Raw genomic sequence first — 16,107 nt, 5'->3', positions numbered from 1 at the left:
CAGAATTACTTAAAATAAGAATCATCGCAACACCCAATATACAGCGAAACGTTTTACCACAACAAAATACCACTATAAATAGTATTGTTTAATCATGGTCGGGGATGGTTATAACCAGATGGCGCAGAAAATAATAAAATGGAATAGCGCTCACGGCATGGCGATAACAAAAAGTAATGGTAAATGTACCGACGGTGAATAACGCTGACGGTATCGCGATAAATACCGTCAGCAGAGGTTCAGGCGTTAGCCCGGCGGGTGCGGCGCAGCATCCATGCCAGCTGCCAGAGGTTAATGAAAACGATAATGGCGGTAGCAATAAACACCCAGCGGAAGCCGGCCATCGCCGATACAGAGGCGCCAATCAGCGGCCCGGCGACGTTGCCCAGATACATAAACGACTGGTTATAGCCAAAGATGCGTCCGGTGACGCTGTCGCTGCTGTATTTCAGCAATAAAGTCTGCACCGCCGGGAGCATCGCGCCATCGGCAAAGCCGAGCAGGAAACGCAGCGTACCCAATTGCAGCGGGGTGGTGACAAAAGACATGGCGAAAAACATCACCACTGCGCAGCAGAGCGTCGCGAGCAGGATCCGCGAGGTACCGATGCGATCGCCTAACTTACCCAGCCGTGGCGCAGAAATCAGCGCCGACACGCCAGGCACCGCGGCGATCATCCCGGCCAGAAAGGCGATATTGTTGCTGTCCGGCGCCATCGACTTGATAAACAGCGCCAGGATCGGGCCAATTGAGCCGTTGCACAACTGGATCACCAGGGTGGTGAAGAACAGGCTGATCACCAGCCCCGGATAGGGTAAAGAGGCAAGGACTTGTTTTCCGGTGAGGCGCTCGCTTTTACTGACCTGAGGGCGCCCTCCCTCTTTGATCAGAAACAGGGTCACCAGAAAACTGATGGTCAGCAGGATCGCCGTAATAAAAAAGACCATCCGCAGCCCGACGTGGTCCGCCAGGAAGCCGCCCAGCAGCGGGCCGCCGATCACGCCGCTGATCTGCGCGGTTGATAGCGTGCTCAGCGCCCAGCCGCTGCGCTCGCGCGGCACCTGGGAGGCCACCAGCGCCATGGCGTTGGGGATATAACCGGAGGTTAAGCCCATGATCGCCCGCAGGATAAACAGCTGCCAGACGTTAGTGGCGAAGGCCTGCAGTAAAATAGCAATCGCCATCCCCAGCGAGGCACGCAGCAGCATCAGCTTGCGGCCTTTGCGGTCTGCCAGGCTCCCCCACATCGGCGAGACGATCGCCGAGACAAGAAAAGTCACGCTGAAGGTCAGCCCCGACCACATCGACAGCGCTTCATGCGAGGTAACGCCCAGCTGGGAGACGTAGAGGGGCAAAAAAGGGAGAATTTGACTGATCGCCAGGCCGGTAAAAAAGCAACCAAACCAGACGGAGATGAGATTAACCTTCCAGGATTCCATAACTACGCGTATTCATTAATGATTTGCCAATTATTACCTAGCTTAGCAATTTCATTCCACTGGTGTACTACCATAGATGCGCTGGCGGTGAGTTTGGTGTTTTATGAGTGTGGATGAGAACCTGACGAAGCATTTTCTTGTCATTTAGGCTACTCACAGCGCTTTATGCTCAAAAGCAGAAGCCCTGTCCGCGCATCCCCAGATGAAAATGATTGGCGTGAGCCGCATTGTACTCTGGCCCCAGCGCATTGCCGAAGTAGTGGCAGCTGTTGTTCAACAGCGCCGCCAGCCAGGGATGCGAGGTCTCGCTCCGCCAGCCCTGCAGGACGCTGACGCGTCGGCCGTCCGCCAGGCGGAAACCGCTGACGTCCAGAGCGTCCGCCGTGGCGTGTTCACTGCGCCGCGCCTGTTGCCGATGGTAGATATTGCGGCAGGCGAAGCTGCCGAGATGATCGATCTGGCGCAGATCGCTCGCCATCAGTTGACGGGTCAGCGGTTTCGCCTGCTGCTCGACATACAGCGCACTGCTCAGCGCCAGCGGGCAGCTGGCGAGGAAACTGCTGCTCAGCGTCACGCTGCCAAAATTCGCTACCCGCACCACGTTATGCAGCGGGCAGCTTCCCTCGCTGTCGGCCACCGGCTGGCTGGCGATAAGCCGGCGGCGATTGGCTTCCGCCAGCAGGGAGGCGCACTGGTCTGCCGTCAGCCTGCGCAGCTTGAATGACGTCAACCAGCCCGGGGGATCGTCAAGCGCCAGCGGCGCCAGCGGATTCAGGTGCGGCGGCAGATAGCGGTATCCTAACAGGCCCGCGCCGAGCAGCCCGGCCAGCACCAGCAGCGTCTTTCCTCTCACGCCCACTCCCGTCAATTGATCAGGTAAATATTATGGCAGGCAGGCAGCGGTTTCACATGGTATGTTATGCCCTTTGATGTTATCTGGATGGAAGTTGAAATGGCAAAGATGAGGGTTGGGATCGTTTTTGGCGGCAAGTCGGCGGAGCATGAAGTGTCGCTGCAGTCAGCGAAGAATATCGTGGAAGCGATTGATAAATCGCGCTTCGATGTGGTTCTGTTGGGTATTGATAAACAGGGGCTATGGCACATCAACGACGCCGGCAACTACCTGCTCAATGCTCAGGATCCTGCCCGCATTGCCCTGCGTCCTTCCACGGTGACCCTGGCGCAGATCCCGGGCCGCGAAGCACAGCAGCTGATTAACGCCGACAGCGGCCAGCCGCTGGCGGCTATCGATGTGATTTTCCCCATCGTCCACGGCACGCTGGGCGAGGATGGCTCCCTGCAGGGGATGCTGCGCATGGCGAATCTGCCTTTCGTGGGTTCCGATGTGCTGGGCTCCGCGGCCTGTATGGACAAAGACGTGACCAAACGTCTGCTGCGCGATGCCGGGCTCGCCGTCGCCCCGTTTATCACCCTGACCCGCGCCAACCGCGCGCAGTTCAGCTTTGCCGATGTTGAAGCGAAGCTGGGGCTGCCGCTGTTCGTGAAGCCGGCCAACCAGGGATCATCGGTTGGCGTCAGCAAAGTTAAAAACGAAGAGCAGTACCATCAGGCGGTGGCCCTGGCCTTTGAATTTGATCATAAAGTCGTGGTGGAACAAGGCATTAAAGGGCGGGAAATTGAGTGTGCGGTGCTGGGTAACGACCACCCGCAGGCCAGCACCTGCGGTGAAATTGTCCTCAACAGCGAGTTTTACGCCTACGACACCAAATATATCGATGACCAGGGCGCGCAGGTGGTGGTCCCGGCCGCCATCGCCCCTGAGATCAACGACAAGATCCGCGCGATTGCAGTGCAGGCCTACCAGACCCTGGGCTGCAGCGGCATGGCCCGCGTCGACGTGTTCCTCACCGCCGACAACGAGGTGGTGATCAACGAGATCAACACCCTGCCGGGCTTTACCAACATCAGCATGTATCCGAAGCTGTGGCAGGCCAGCGGCCTCGACTACACCAGTCTGATCACCCGGCTGATTGAGCTGGCGCTGGAGCGCCATGCCGCGGACCGGGCGCTGAAAACCTCCATGAACTAAAACGCGTTTATCGCGCCTGGCAGCAGGGGTCTCAGGCCTCTTCTGCCGGGCGGCGGCGGATCACCAGGCCCGCGGCCCAGAAGCTAATGACCCAGGTGACCAGACCGACGGCGTAGGATTGCCAGCCCTGTGTTTCAAACCCCAGCAGCCCCACCACCCCATTGAGAATAAAAATTAGCCCCAGCGCCACCGCGTAGTAGTGCCAGTCGCGGCGAATTTTATCTGTGAGCTTCATGCGACCTCCAACAGCAAAAAAACGCATCTTCGCATAGCCGCCCGCGGCGGTCTGTAGCGCGGGAGAGAATGTTGCTGGATTGCGACGCCGCTCTCCCTTTTCCATTCCTGTGGCGCGGTTAACACACCAGCGAAAACAGGATTATTCCTGGACGGCAATTACCAGCAATCTGATACTGACAATGGCCCCTCACTGCCAGAATACCTGCCATAGAGCTGGAGAAAAAACCAGCAGTACAGAGGTGGGAGGGCCTATGGCTGAATTCAGTTTTTCAAAATCGCTTTTGGGAAATAAAAAAAGAGGGGCGTTGACCGGCAGCCATGTCGCCTACGGCCTGTTCGTGCTAGTCTGCTGCTGGGCCGGCGCGCAGATGCTCAGCATGCTGATCCACGCTCCGGGGGTATTTGAACGCTTGATGCAAACGCAGGACGCCAGCCGTCCGCAAGTCGACATCAGTCTCGCCGTTGGCACCCTCTTTGGCCTGATCCCTTTCCTGATCGGCTGCTCGTTCATCGGGCTGCTGGCGCTCATTGTGCGCTGGCGTCAGCGCCGTTAACGCCGCGCCATACAATTTGCCCGCCGCTCATCAACCCGTTTTGCAAACCACGCCGTCGTCAGATTACGGGTAATTTTCGGACTCTCAAGCTGGATCCCTGGCAACATCTCCCGCGGCAGAGTCTTGCCCGCCCTTTTCTCGGCGAGGCGGAAAACCTGCTGATAAAGGTCGGTCTTCTCAAACGCCAGGCTGTCGCCCTTTTTCAACTGGCTGTGGATCTCGCTGTCGCTCATTCCCAACTGGCCCGCCAGACGACGCACCGCCAGCTCGGTGCTGCCCGGTTCCTCGCTGTCGTAGCGGATAAGGTCGCCGTCGAGCGCCAGTTTCACCCCGCTGGCTTTCACCACCGCGTTCTGGAAGGCGGCGTTACGGCTGGCATACCAGCCGGCGTTGAAGTCGGCAAAGCGGTACAGCGGCACGCTGTAGCTGGCCGGGTAATTCAACAGATGATAGGTGCCAAACCACAGGCCACCGCGCAGGCTGAAGACCTCCTGGCGCACCGTCCCGTTCATTTTCCACGGGTAGCCGGAGGTGTGCTGCTCGGCAAAGGCAATGCTGACCTGCATCGGCCCCCCGGTGTGCACCGGGTTAAGTGAACCGAACAGCTTCTGCCCCATCGGCACCATCCCGATAAAGTCATCAAAAATGGCGCTCAGCTGCTTTTCCGTCTTCACATTGTCCAGACGGTCGCTATAGCTTTTACCGTTTGGCGAGGTGATCTTCAGCGCGGTATGGACCAGAAACGGCGGAATGTGCATTTTTTCCGCCCGGCGGTCAATTTCCTGCCAGGCGATTTTATTCAACCCCGGCACCACCGGATCGGACTGATAGTTAGACTCCTGCTGCGCGACCGCCAGCACCGAGCAGACATTCTCTTCCGTCGGCGCCAGCTTCTGGCTGTCAAACGCGGTGGCGATGGCTTGCGCCCAGGCCTCCCGATCCTTGACGCTGGCCGGCATTTTCTGCCGCACCACCGACGCCACGTCAACGGGCTTCTCGCCCTTTTTCAGCGTCGGGGCCTGCTGGCTGGTACAGGCGCTCAGCACCATGGCCGCCAACAGCGTCAATGAACCGGGAATAATGCGCGATAAACGTGCGGCCATCATGCTTCCTTGTCTTAATTAACGTAATGTCGGGATCGCTTCCTGCAGCGGCTTGCCGTCCAGCTCGCGTTCAAAACTGCGCAGACGTTTGTAGATGGACATCAGTTCCACCAGCGTCGTCCACGAGCTAATCAGGTACTGGAACGAGCCGCGCACCTGGCCGAAGACGTTGGTAATTTGCGTCATCAGCCCGAGGGTAATCGTACCGGCAACGATCGACGGAAACAGCAGGAAAAGGCCGAAAACGTTATCCACCTGCAGGTAGAGAATGCGGGCGATATTGAAATACATATAGTGGAAATAGAGACGGAAATAGTTGCGACGCACCGCGCTGAACAGCTCGCGCACCGTCGGCGGCGTGGCGCGGGTTTCATCGTCCTCACCGTAGACCAGCTCTTTACGATAGGCGGCTTCCACGCGCTGGTTTTTAAACTCCAGGCCCGGCAGCTTAATCCCCACCACCGCCAGCAGGCCGGTCCCCATCAGCGACCAGACGATAGCGGCAATCACCAGACCATACGGCAAATGGCCGACGATAGGCAGGTCGGGAACGTGTTCGGAGAGCGTCACCAGCACCGGCAGGAAGGCGATCAAGGTCATCACCGCGTTGATAAAGCTTACCCCCATATCTTCCAGGGTGGAGGCAAAGCGCATGGTATCTTCCTGCACACGCTGCGCGGCGCCTTCGATATGGCGCAGATGCTGCCAGTGGGCCATATAGTGTTCGTTCATCGCCGTGCGCCAGCGGAAGACGTAGTGGCTGACGAAGAAGTTGTTCATCACGCCAATGATCACCGCGATGAGCGCGATGCCGAGAAAGATGCCGATCTCATGATAAAACTGGTTGATGCTGACCTTATGCGGGGTGGCCAGCGCGCTCTGGATCAGGTCGTAGAACGGCGCATACCAGGCGTTGATCGCCACCCCGACTTCCACCAGAAACCAGGTGACGAAGATGATGAGCGACGTGCCGAGAATCGACCAGTACTGCCAGCGATGCGGGCAGTAGACAAACCAGAAGAGTGCAAACACGCCGACGCAAAACAGATAGTAAGCGTAGAACACCAGATAGTTGAGCGACCAGAAGCGCGCCGCGCTGATCGCCACATTTTGCGATGCTCCGGTGACCCGCAGCAGCCAGTCGCCGCCGCCCGCCTGCCAAAAGATCACGGCCAGCAGCGACCAGATAAAGGCAGAAATAAAAAACGGCCCCGGTTTGGGGAAAAAAGATTTAAACATCATTGTCTCCTGCTAACTTCTTATCGTTCTGCTATTGCTGTGTACGACGCATACGTCGGCCGCCGCGTGGATGCGCTCTCGCGGGGCAGACGAATGATAAGACCGGATATCAACAGCTTAGTTCTGCTGCCAGGCGTGCAGAATTGTTTCTGTGGGTTTCACCTGTAAAGGATTGCCAGGAACGGTCAGCGTACGCCACACCTCATTGTAGTGGGCGATAAGCGTCGCGGCCTGCGCGGCGGGGCGGTCGGCGGTGGTATGGGCATCTTCCGCGATCACAATACCGTACCCGCGGCTGGCGCCGTTTTTAATGGTGGTGTCGAGGCAGTAGTCGGTGGCGCAGCCGCAGATGACGAACTGCTGAATGTCGTGTTCGTCCAGCACCTGCGCCAGCGAGGTGTGGTAGAAGGCGTCGCAGGCGGTTTTGGTGACATACAGCGCGCCAGCTGGCTGTTCCAGCTCGGGAAGCAGGGCGAAGCCTTCGCTGCCGGCTTCGAGGCCGCCGGCCTCATCATGCTGAATGAAAATAACCTTGTCCGCCGCGCGTACCAGACGATTAATTTGCGCGACGCAGCGCTCGCGCGCCAGACGCGGCGTGGCGAACACGCCGTTTTGCATATCCACGACCATCACTACCCGTTGAGCCGTCATTGTTCTCTCCCACGAACTTTCAGCCAAACGGTCATCATACGCGGCAGCGGAAAAAGCCGATATCTGAAAGCGTAAAAAAGTCTTTTTTACGCACCGTTACCTTTTTCCTGCAGGAATGTCGTGAATCCCACTTTGTTCTGCGCCACTTCGTAGTATAAATACCCTCTTCTTTTTTATTTATTTAATGGATGATCTCCGTTGAAACGTAGTTTGCTCATTTTTGCTGCGCTGTGCGCGGCGTCGTGGACCTCGGTGCAGGCCGCACAGCCTACCGTTGACCCGGTTTTCGCCTCGGATGTGGTCGATCGTTACGCCAATCATATCTACTACGGCAGCGGCGCCACCGGCATGGCGCTGGTGGTTATCGATGGCAATCAGCGTGTTTTTCGCAGCTTTGGCGAAACCCGCCCGGGGAATAATCAGCACCCGCAGCTCGACTCGGTGATCCGTATCGCCTCCCTCAGCAAACTGATGACCAGCGAGATGCTGGTGAAGCTGCTCGACCAGGGAGTGGTGAAACTCAACGATCCGCTGAGCAAATACGCCCCGCCGGGTACCCGGGTGCCTGACTGGCAGGGAAAACCAATCACCCTGGTTAACCTCGCAACCCATACCAGCGCCCTGCCGCGCGAGCAGCCTGGCGGCGCCGCTCATCGTCCGGTGTTTGTCTGGCCGACCCGCCAGCAGCGCTGGAACTGGCTCTCTACCGCGACCCTGAAGACCGCGCCGGGCTCACAGGCGGCCTACTCCAACCTGGCCTTTGATTTACTGGCGGACGCGCTCTCCACCGCTGCCGGCAAACCTTATCCGCAGCTGTTTGAAGAACAGATCACCCGGCCGCTGGGGATGAAGGACACCACCTTTACCCCGTCACCGGATCAGTGCCAGCGGCTGATGATCCCGGAAAAAGGCGCCAGCCCATGCAACAACACCCTGGCGGCGATCGGCAGCGGCGGAGTCTACTCGACGCCGGGGGATATGATGCGCTGGATGCAGCAGTTCCTGTCATCCGATTTCTATACCCGCAGCCAGCAGGCCGATCGGATGCAGACGCTGATTTATCAGCGTAACCAACTGACCCGGGTGATTGGTATGGACGTGCCGGGCCGCGCCGACGCGCTGGGACTTGGCTGGGTGTATATGAAGCCGAAGAATGGCCATCCGGGGATTATTCAGAAAACCGGCGGTGGCGGCGGGTTTATCACCTATATGGCGATGAATCCGCAGGCTAACGTCGGCGCTTTTGTGGTGGTAACCCGCTCGCCGTTAACCCGCTTCAACAATATGAGCGATGGCATCAACGACCTGGTCAGCGAGCTGAGCGGCGCGCAGCCCAACATGCAGACGGCCAGCCAGTAAGTTCGCGGGGGTTTCGCCAACACGACATAACGATCGTTTTGGCGAAACATCCCCATGCCATTTCAGTTACACTAACGTCTTTCATTTCACAAAATCAGGCAAACCATGACAGATTTAATCACTCGCCCCCGCCGCCTGCGTCAATCCGCTGCGCTGCGCGCCCTGTTTGAAGAGACAACACTGAGTTTGAACGACCTGGTGTTGCCGATCTTTGTTGAAGAAGAAATTGATGATTACAAAGCGATCGAGGCCATGCCCGGCGTGATGCGCATTCCGGAAAAATATCTGGCACGTGAAATCGAACGCATCGCCAACGCCGGTATTCGCTCGGTGATGACCTTTGGCATTTCTCATCACACCGATGCCACCGGCAGCGATACCTGGAATGAAAATGGTCTGGTGGCGCGTATGTCGCGGATCTGCAAGTCCACGGTGCCGGAGATGATCGTCATGTCCGATACCTGCTTCTGTGAATACACCTCCCACGGCCACTGTGGCGTGCTGTGCGACCACGGGGTGGATAACGACGCGACCCTGGAAAACCTCGGCAAACAGGCCGTTGTCGCTGCCGCCGCAGGGGCGGATTTCATCGCTCCTTCCGCCGCGATGGACGGACAAGTACAGGCGATTCGCCGCTCGCTGGATGCCGCCGGTTTCACTAATACGGCAATTATGTCCTACTCCACCAAGTTCGCTTCCTCCTTCTACGGCCCGTTCCGCGAAGCGGCCGGTACCGCGCTGAAGGGCGATCGGAAAACCTATCAGATGAGCCCGATGAACCGCCGGGAGGCCATTCGCGAGTCGCTGCTCGATGAAGCCCAGGGCGCCGACTGTCTGATGGTGAAACCGGCTGGCGCCTACCTGGATATTCTGCGCGATATCCGCGAACGCAGCGATCTGCCGCTCGGCGCCTATCAGGTCAGCGGGGAGTACGCGATGATCAAATTCGCTGCCCAGGCGGGCGCTATCGATGAAGAGAAAGTGGTTCTGGAAAGCCTCGGCGCTATCAAACGCGCAGGCGCCGACCTGATCTTCAGCTATTTCGCCCTCGATCTGGCCGAGAAAAAAATCCTCCGTTAAACCCGCCCCTCCCCGGTGGCGCTTCGCTTACCGGGGCTACCAAACCTCATCCCCGGTGCGCTGTATTTATCGCGACCACCACACCGTAGCCCGGATAAGGCGCTTGCGCCGCTATCCGGGGACAGGCGCTAACCAATATCTGTAGCTAAAACTTTGCGCGCCGCTTTCCACCTTCTGCGCCTTCTCCTTGGCGTACCGGATTTCGCCTTCTAACGTGTTAAACCACATCATAAATACCGAATTCCAGGAGATCCTGTGGTGGCTTATCGACGTTATTACATTAAGGGGGGAACCTGGTTCTTCACTGTTAACCTTAAAGACCGTAGAAGCATGCACCTAACTGAAAACATAGAATTATTGCGCTACTCTGTCGCCGTTGTTAAACAACATCGCCCCTTTATTATTGATGCCTGGGTGGTGTTGCCTGAACATCTGCATTGCATCTGGACACTACCTCATAATGATGAGGATTTTTCTTCACGCTGGAGAGATATCAAAGGCTGTTTTAGCAGAACGTTAAAACGACAACCCCTCTGGCAACCGCGCTTCTGGGAGCATGCCATACGCGATGAAGATGATTACCGCCGACACGTTGATTACATCCATATCAATCCACTTAAGCATGGCTGGGTCACCCGGGTGATCGATTGGCCATTTTCAACCTTTCATCGCGATGTCCAGCGCGGGCTATATCCCCCAAATTGGGCTGGCGATAGCTTTGATCTTAGCTGCGGTGAACGCCGATAGCCTCTCCCCGGTGGCGCTGACGCTTACCGGGGCTACAAATCGGCGCCAACCGTAGCCCGGATGAGGCGTTAGCCGCTATCCGGGAAACCTCCCCCGCTGCGACCGAAACTTCACCCAACTGTAATCTGAACGACATCTCCACCTTCTACTGTCTGGGCAGGACGGAGGAGGAGCCACTATGTTTAGTCTCGACAACGTACTCGATGACCTGTGGCCTCAGGCGAGGCCCGCCCCCTGGCAAAAGAAACTGTTAAAAAAGCTGTTTCATGAGGAAGAGTTTCAACAATTTGCCGATCGTCATCGCCACCTGAAGGGGCTTGATACGGTCGAACAGGTACTGGAATACCTCAATATCCGCTGTGCCATCCCGGCGCACGATCTCGAACAAATCCCCGAATATGGCCCGCTGGTCATTATCGCCAACCACCCCACCGGCACCCTCGACGGCCTGGCGCTCCTGTATGCGGTATCCCGCGTGCGCCGCGATGTCAAAGTGGTCACCAACCGCATGCTCACCCACCTTGAGCCCCTGAGCTCGCTGTTTATCCCGGTAGATAATATTCATGGCCGCACCGCTAAAGCGGCGCTGCAGCAGATGGACCACCAGCTGCAGGCCGGCGGGGTGCTGATCTTCTTCCCGGCGGGAGAAGTCTCCCGCCTCACCCGTCGCGGTATCCGCGATAAAAAATGGCACTCCGGCTTTATTAAGCTGGCGGCAAAATATCGCGCCCCGCTGCTGCCGGCGTGGATTAACGCCCGCAACAGCGCCCTGTTTTACGCCAGCACGCTGGTCTCCGACAACCTGCCGCTGCTCCTGCTGATGCAGCAGATGTTTCGCCGGCGCAACAGCAGCCTGCCGGTGCGCATCGGCCAGCAGATCCCCTGGTCGAGCTGGTTCGATTCCAAGTCCAGCGCTCGCGAGCTTACCGGCCGCTGCTATCAGCACCTTGAACAACTGCGCAAAGGGCTGCCGGGGCAGTTCAAAACCGAAAGCGCCATCGCCCGTCCGGAAGACCGGGCATTGCTCAAACGCGAACTGCATAAGGCCGAGTGTCTGGGCCGCACCACCGACGGCAAAGTGATTTACCTCTGGCAGCGCAACGGCCAGGAGGACGCGCCGCTGCTGCGCGAGCTGGGACGTCTGCGGGAAATCGCCTTCCGCGCGGTCGGGGAAGGCAGCGGCAAACGGCGGGATATCGACGGGTATGACGACGACTATCTGCATCTGATCCTGTGGGATGAAGACGATCTGGAAATCGTCGGCGCTTACCGCTTTATGCCGACGGCCATCCAGCTGGCAAAGCGCGGCCTGGAAGGGATCTACAGCTACAGCCTGTTCCATTACGACGGGCGGATGGACGATGTCCTGCAGCATGGTATTGAGCTGGGGCGCAGCTTTATCCAACCGCGCTACTGGGGGCGTCGCGGGCTGGACTACCTGTGGTCAGGCATCGGCGCTTATCTGGCGCGCTATCCGCACTATCGCTATCTGTTTGGTCCGGTGTCGATTTCTGGCGGGTTGCCGCCCGCCGCCCGCGATCTGCTGGTGGCGTTCTACCGGCTGTGGTTCCCGGCGACGCATCCGCTGGCGGAGTCGCGTCGACCTTATCCGGCGTCGCTGCCCGACGTGCTGGCGCAGTTTGGCGGGGAGGATTACAACGACGACCTGGCCCGGCTGAAGTCCCTGCTCGGCAATCTCGGCTGCGCGATCCCGCCGCTGTATAAGCAGTACTCGGAAGTGTGCGAGCCGGGCGGCGTGCAGTTTATCGATTTCGGCAGCGATCCGGATTTCAATAACTGCGTGGATGGTCTGGTGCTGGTGGATCTCACCTACCTGAAGGCCAATCGCTATCAGCGCTATATTGGCGCGCATCTGGGTGCGCAAAAATCGGCATAAACGCTTTTTCCCGGCTTGCGGCGCGTTGCGCCTTAGCCGGGCTACGGTTCACCGTTTCCGACGGATCGGTCGCCCGGAAAAGCCGCGTCAGGCGCCGCCTCCGGGAAGCAGCGGGCAATGCAGCATCCGCTTTTCTCCGCGGCTCGCGGCTGATGCCTTAACCGGCTACAAGCCTTACCCCGCCCGGTAATACGGCTTATCGCCGAGGATCGTCGCCCGGTGCATGATCCGCCGCTGCGGCAGATAGTCGGCGTTGGCGTAATGCTGGGTCACCCGGTTATCCCAGATAGCGACATCGTTCGGCTGCCAGCGCCAGCGCACCTGAAACTCCGGTTTAGTGACATGAGCAAACAGGAAGTTCAGCAGCGCTGCGCTCTCTTTCTCACTCACCTCGACAATTCGCGTGGTAAAGCCTTCATTAACGAACAGCGCCTGCTTGCCGGTCACCGGGTGGGTACGCACTACCGGATGCAGCAGCGGCGGATGCTTCGCCACCGCTTCCTGCCAGCGCCGATGCTCGGCTTCGGTCTTGTTGTACTTATACTCCTGGAACGATTTGCGGAAATCGTGTTCGGCATGCAGGCCGCTCAGCAGCTGCCGGAAAGGTTCTGACAGCGCTTCCCAGGCGGCGATGCCGCTGGTCCACAGGGTGTCCCCGCCGGTCGTCGGCAGCTCTTTCGCCGCCAGAATGGCGCCGGCGGGCGGCGTGTCGATAAAGGTGACATCGGTATGCCAGTTGTCATTATCCGGGGGATTATCGTTGTGGGTATCGAGGACGATAATCTCTTCCACGCCAGGGGCGTGAGGGTAGACCGGATGAATATGCAGGTCGCCAAACCGCAGCGCCAGGTCGCGCTGTTGCGCCGGGGTGATATTTTGCTCGCGCAGAAATACTACCTGATGACGCAGCACCGCGTGATACAGCTGTTCAAACTGGTTGTCGCTCAGCGGACGGGTTAAATCCGCCCCGCTCACCTGCGCGCCAATATAGGGCCCCAGCGGGGTAATGCTCAGACGTTCACTCATTGTACTTCTCCATGCCAGGGCGTCAGGCGACGCTGCAGCGCGCGCAGACCCAGTTCCAGTAAAAAGGCGATAATGGCAATCACCGCGATCCCCGCCAGCACCACATCGGTGGCGAGAAACTCGCCGGCAGACTGCACCATAAATCCTAATCCGCGGGTGGCAGCGATCAGCTCAGCGGCCACCAGCGTTGACCAGCCCACCCCGAGACCAATGCGCAGCCCGGTGAGGATCTCCGGCAGCGCGCCGGGCAGGATCACCAGCCACAGCACCTGCGCCCGGCTGGCGCCCAGCGAACGGGCGGCGCGAATGCGCACCTGCTGCGCGCTTTTTACCCCTGCCAGCGCCGACATGGCTACCGGCGCGAAAATCGCCAGGTAGATCAGCAGGATCTTCGAGGTTTCACCGATGCCAAACCAGATCACCATCAGCGGTAGGTAGGCCAGCGGCGGCACCGGACGATAGAGTTCGATCAGCGGATCGAGGATCCCACGCACCGTCGAGTTGAGCCCCATGGCGATCCCCACCGGTACGCCAATAAGCACTGCCGCCAGCAGGGCGATGACGATCCGCGTCAGGCTCGCCGCCAGATGCTGCCAGAGCGTCGCATCCATAAAACCCTGCGGCCCGGCGATGGTGATAAGCTTTTGCAGTACCTGGCCCGGCGGCGGCAGAAACAGCGGGCTAATCAGCTGCAGCGCCGCGACCGCCCACCAGACGGCCAGCAATACCGCCAGAGTCGCCACGCTGAGGGTGAGCTGACGGGAGAGCGGCCAGCGCCACTTCAGCGTCGTCTGACGCGGTTTGTCGTTCAGTACCACGCTCATGAGAAAGCCTCCCGTTGGTCAAACACCCGGCTCAGAATGTATTCCCGCTGTTCAATAAACCGCGGGTCGGATTTGATGCTGCGGCAGGATTCGCCCGCGACAAAGCGACGGCTAAAATCAAGCCGCAGCCGCTCCACCACCCGTCCCGGCCCCGGCGACAGCAGCACCAGCTCGGTGGCCATAAAGATGGCCTCTTCAATGTCATGAGTGATCAGCAGCACCTGTTTGCCGGTCTCATGCCACAGTTTCAGCAGCAATGTCTGCATCTGCTCGCGGGTAAAGGCGTCAAGCGCGCCGAAGGGCTCATCCAGCAGCAACAGCTGCGGATTCGCCGCCAGCGCCCGGGCGATGCCCACCCGCTGGCGTTGACCGCCGGACAGCTGCCAGATAAAGCGTTTTTCCGCCCCTTCGAGACCCACCTTCTTCAGCATCTGCGCCGCCGCTTGCCGGCACTGCGCTTTATCCACGCCCGCCAGCTGGAGGCCCAGCGCCACGTTATCCTGCACATTGCGCCACGGCAGCAGGCCTTCGTTCTGGAAGACCACGCCGCGCTCTGCGCCCGGCCCGGTCACCCGCTGACCTTCGAGGGTGATGCTGCCGTGCTGATAGGGCACGAATCCGGCAATCAGGTTCAGCAGGGTAGTTTTACCGCAGCCCGACGGCCCCAGCACCACCAACAGCTCCCCACTCTCCAGCGTCAGGTTGATATCCGCCAGCGCCGGTTTACCGCCGTAGTCGGCGGAAAGATGCGAGATTTGCAGCATCGCCGCCTCCTTTACTTCACGAAACGGTCAGTGACGTACTGACGATAATCGGTTCCCGCCGCGGGCACTTTGCCCTGCTCTTTCAGGAAGCGCGCGGTATCGACGATGGCCTGATTGACCGGACCATTCAGCGCCTGCGCCTGCTCAGCGGCGGTCAGGTAGGTGTTCCCCTTCACCAGCCCGGGGACATCGGCTTCCGGCACGCCGCTCAGGCGCGCCAGCTTGCTGATGTTGTCCGGCTGTTTCAGCCATGTTTCCGGGTTGGCGATGTAGGGCTGCTGGGCGTCGATGGCGCTTTTAGCAAAGGCTTTGACGATCTCCGGATGCTGCTCGGCGAAGTCCTTACGGACCACCCAAACGTCGAGGGTCGGCGCGCCCCACTCCCCCACCTGCGCGGAATCGGTCAGCACCTTGCCCTCTTTTTCCAGTTCGTTAACCGCTGGCGCCCAGACGTAAGCGCCATCGATATCCCCGCGCTGCCAGGCGGCGATGATCGCCGGCGGCTGCAGGTTAATAATCTGCACCTGGCCCGGCTTGATGCCCCAGTGTTTGAGCGCCGACAACAGGCTGTAGTGGGTGGTGGAGATAAACGGCACGGCGATGCGCTTGCCGATCAGATCTTCCGGTTTGGTAATGCTTTTTTTCACCACCAGCGCTTCGGAGTTGCCGAGCTTTGAAGCGAGCAGGAACACTTCAATCGGCACCTGCTGACTGGCGGCCACCGCCAGCGGGCTGGAGCCGATATTGCCGATCTGCACATCGCCGGAGGCCAGGGCACGCACCACGCTGGCGCCGCTGTCGAATTTCCGCCAGTCGACGGTCGCGCCGCTGGTTTTGGCGAAGGTGTTGTCCGCCTGGGCGACTTTCGCCGGCTCAGCGGAGGTTTGATACGCCACGGTCACGTTGACCGCCTGCGCCTGGAAGGCGGCGACAGCCAGCGCCGCCAGAAGAGTAATTCGCGATGTGAATGCCATAATGTCTGCTTCCCCTGAGTTGTTATAGGTGCAGTATTTCCGGCATCAGGAGGGAGATGAAGTAATTAAAAATTCTGGCTAATAGCGAATCGTTTTTAGAACAAAAGCGGGAAAGGATAGTTGGTTTTGAGCGGTTGGTGAGTGGCAGACGGTTGGCGCCGGG

General features: G+C 59.0%; 16 protein-coding genes. 6 read left to right on the top strand and 10 right to left on the bottom strand.

The window, feature by feature from the left end:
* Positions 1 to 239: 239 nt before the first annotated feature.
* Complete coding sequence (locus NKJ21_RS19585) at positions 240 to 1,439, bottom strand: multidrug efflux MFS transporter (protein WP_008805342.1); 1,200 nt, start codon at positions 1,437 to 1,439, stop codon at positions 240 to 242.
* A 169-nt stretch (positions 1,440 to 1,608) separates the two neighbouring features.
* Positions 1,609 to 2,292 (bottom strand): extensin family protein, encoded by a 684-nt coding sequence (locus NKJ21_RS19580; protein ID WP_023297115.1) that lies wholly within the window; start codon positions 2,290 to 2,292, stop codon positions 1,609 to 1,611.
* Positions 2,293 to 2,391: 99 nt separating this feature from the next.
* Between NKJ21_RS19580 and ddlA the strand changes: the two genes are divergently transcribed.
* Positions 2,392 to 3,489, top strand: a complete 1,098-nt coding sequence (gene ddlA / locus NKJ21_RS19575; RefSeq protein WP_012542722.1) for a D-alanine--D-alanine ligase — start codon at positions 2,392 to 2,394, stop codon at positions 3,487 to 3,489.
* 31 nt (positions 3,490 to 3,520) lie between these two features.
* Here ddlA and NKJ21_RS19570 read toward each other — a convergent pair whose 3' ends face one another.
* The gene (locus NKJ21_RS19570) at positions 3,521 to 3,724 is read right to left on the bottom strand and encodes a DUF2754 family protein (protein WP_012968852.1); all 204 of its coding nucleotides are present in this window, start codon (positions 3,722 to 3,724) and stop codon (positions 3,521 to 3,523) included.
* Between the two features lie 253 nt (positions 3,725 to 3,977).
* Between NKJ21_RS19570 and NKJ21_RS19565 the strand changes: the two genes are divergently transcribed.
* Complete coding sequence (locus NKJ21_RS19565; protein WP_012542723.1) at positions 3,978 to 4,280, top strand: YaiY family protein; 303 nt, start codon at positions 3,978 to 3,980, stop codon at positions 4,278 to 4,280.
* Here NKJ21_RS19565 and NKJ21_RS19560 read toward each other — a convergent pair.
* The 3 genes from NKJ21_RS19560 to NKJ21_RS19550 form a co-directional block, all read right to left on the bottom strand.
* A complete protein-coding gene (locus tag NKJ21_RS19560) occupies positions 4,277 to 5,383 on the bottom strand; it encodes a DUF1615 domain-containing protein (protein WP_012968854.1) in 1,107 nt (368 codons plus the stop codon). The two genes, NKJ21_RS19565 and NKJ21_RS19560, sit on opposite strands and share 4 nt — an antisense overlap.
* Before the next feature lie 18 nt (positions 5,384 to 5,401).
* Positions 5,402 to 6,622 (bottom strand): peptide antibiotic transporter SbmA, encoded by a 1,221-nt coding sequence (gene sbmA, locus NKJ21_RS19555; protein ID WP_008805336.1) that lies wholly within the window; start codon positions 6,620 to 6,622, stop codon positions 5,402 to 5,404.
* Positions 6,623 to 6,739: 117 nt separating this feature from the next.
* Positions 6,740 to 7,252 carry an isochorismatase family protein gene (locus NKJ21_RS19550; RefSeq protein WP_162493340.1) on the bottom strand — a complete coding sequence of 171 codons (513 nt, stop codon included), beginning with the start codon at positions 7,250 to 7,252 and terminating at the stop codon, positions 6,740 to 6,742.
* Between the two features lie 219 nt (positions 7,253 to 7,471).
* Between NKJ21_RS19550 and ampH the strand changes: the two genes are divergently transcribed.
* From ampH to NKJ21_RS19530, 4 genes are all read left to right on the top strand, one after another.
* Positions 7,472 to 8,632 carry a D-alanyl-D-alanine-carboxypeptidase/endopeptidase AmpH gene (gene ampH, locus NKJ21_RS19545; protein ID WP_008805334.1) on the top strand — a complete coding sequence of 387 codons (1,161 nt, stop codon included), beginning with the start codon at positions 7,472 to 7,474 and terminating at the stop codon, positions 8,630 to 8,632.
* A gap of 105 nt (positions 8,633 to 8,737) precedes the next feature.
* On the top strand, positions 8,738 to 9,712 hold the full coding sequence (gene hemB, locus NKJ21_RS19540) for a porphobilinogen synthase (protein ID WP_002890201.1): 975 nt from the start codon (positions 8,738 to 8,740) through the stop codon (positions 9,710 to 9,712).
* Positions 9,713 to 9,967: 255 nt separating this feature from the next.
* Positions 9,968 to 10,459: a transposase gene (locus tag NKJ21_RS19535; protein ID WP_023339639.1), complete on the top strand. Its 492-nt coding sequence runs from the start codon at positions 9,968 to 9,970 to the stop codon at positions 10,457 to 10,459.
* Positions 10,460 to 10,637: 178 nt separating this feature from the next.
* A complete protein-coding gene (locus NKJ21_RS19530; RefSeq protein WP_254733166.1) occupies positions 10,638 to 12,356 on the top strand; it encodes a lysophospholipid acyltransferase family protein in 1,719 nt (572 codons plus the stop codon).
* 174 nt (positions 12,357 to 12,530) lie between these two features.
* On the opposite strand, the gene tauD is transcribed toward NKJ21_RS19530, so the two are convergent.
* From tauD to tauA, 4 genes are read right to left on the bottom strand one after another with little or no spacing between them, the layout of a single operon-like run.
* Entirely contained in the window at positions 12,531 to 13,382 is an 852-nt protein-coding gene (tauD, locus tag NKJ21_RS19525) for a taurine dioxygenase (RefSeq protein WP_004147277.1), read from the bottom strand.
* Positions 13,379 to 14,206: a taurine ABC transporter permease TauC gene (gene tauC / locus NKJ21_RS19520; RefSeq protein ID WP_008805332.1), complete on the bottom strand. Its 828-nt coding sequence runs from the start codon at positions 14,204 to 14,206 to the stop codon at positions 13,379 to 13,381. The genes tauD and tauC overlap by 4 nt, the downstream gene beginning before the upstream one ends.
* A complete protein-coding gene (gene tauB, locus NKJ21_RS19515) occupies positions 14,203 to 14,970 on the bottom strand; it encodes a taurine ABC transporter ATP-binding subunit (protein WP_254733164.1) in 768 nt (255 codons plus the stop codon). Before tauB ends, tauC begins: the two co-directional genes overlap by 4 nt.
* A gap of 11 nt (positions 14,971 to 14,981) precedes the next feature.
* Positions 14,982 to 15,944, bottom strand: a complete 963-nt coding sequence (tauA, locus tag NKJ21_RS19510) for a taurine ABC transporter substrate-binding protein (protein WP_008805331.1) — start codon at positions 15,942 to 15,944, stop codon at positions 14,982 to 14,984.
* Between the last annotated feature and the right edge of the window lie 163 nt (positions 15,945 to 16,107).

Source organism: Klebsiella sp. SWET4 (assembly GCF_024296565.1).
In the GTDB taxonomy this organism is placed as follows: domain Bacteria; phylum Pseudomonadota; class Gammaproteobacteria; order Enterobacterales; family Enterobacteriaceae; genus Klebsiella; species Klebsiella variicola.
This window is presented reverse-complemented; position numbering and strand designations above follow the sequence as displayed.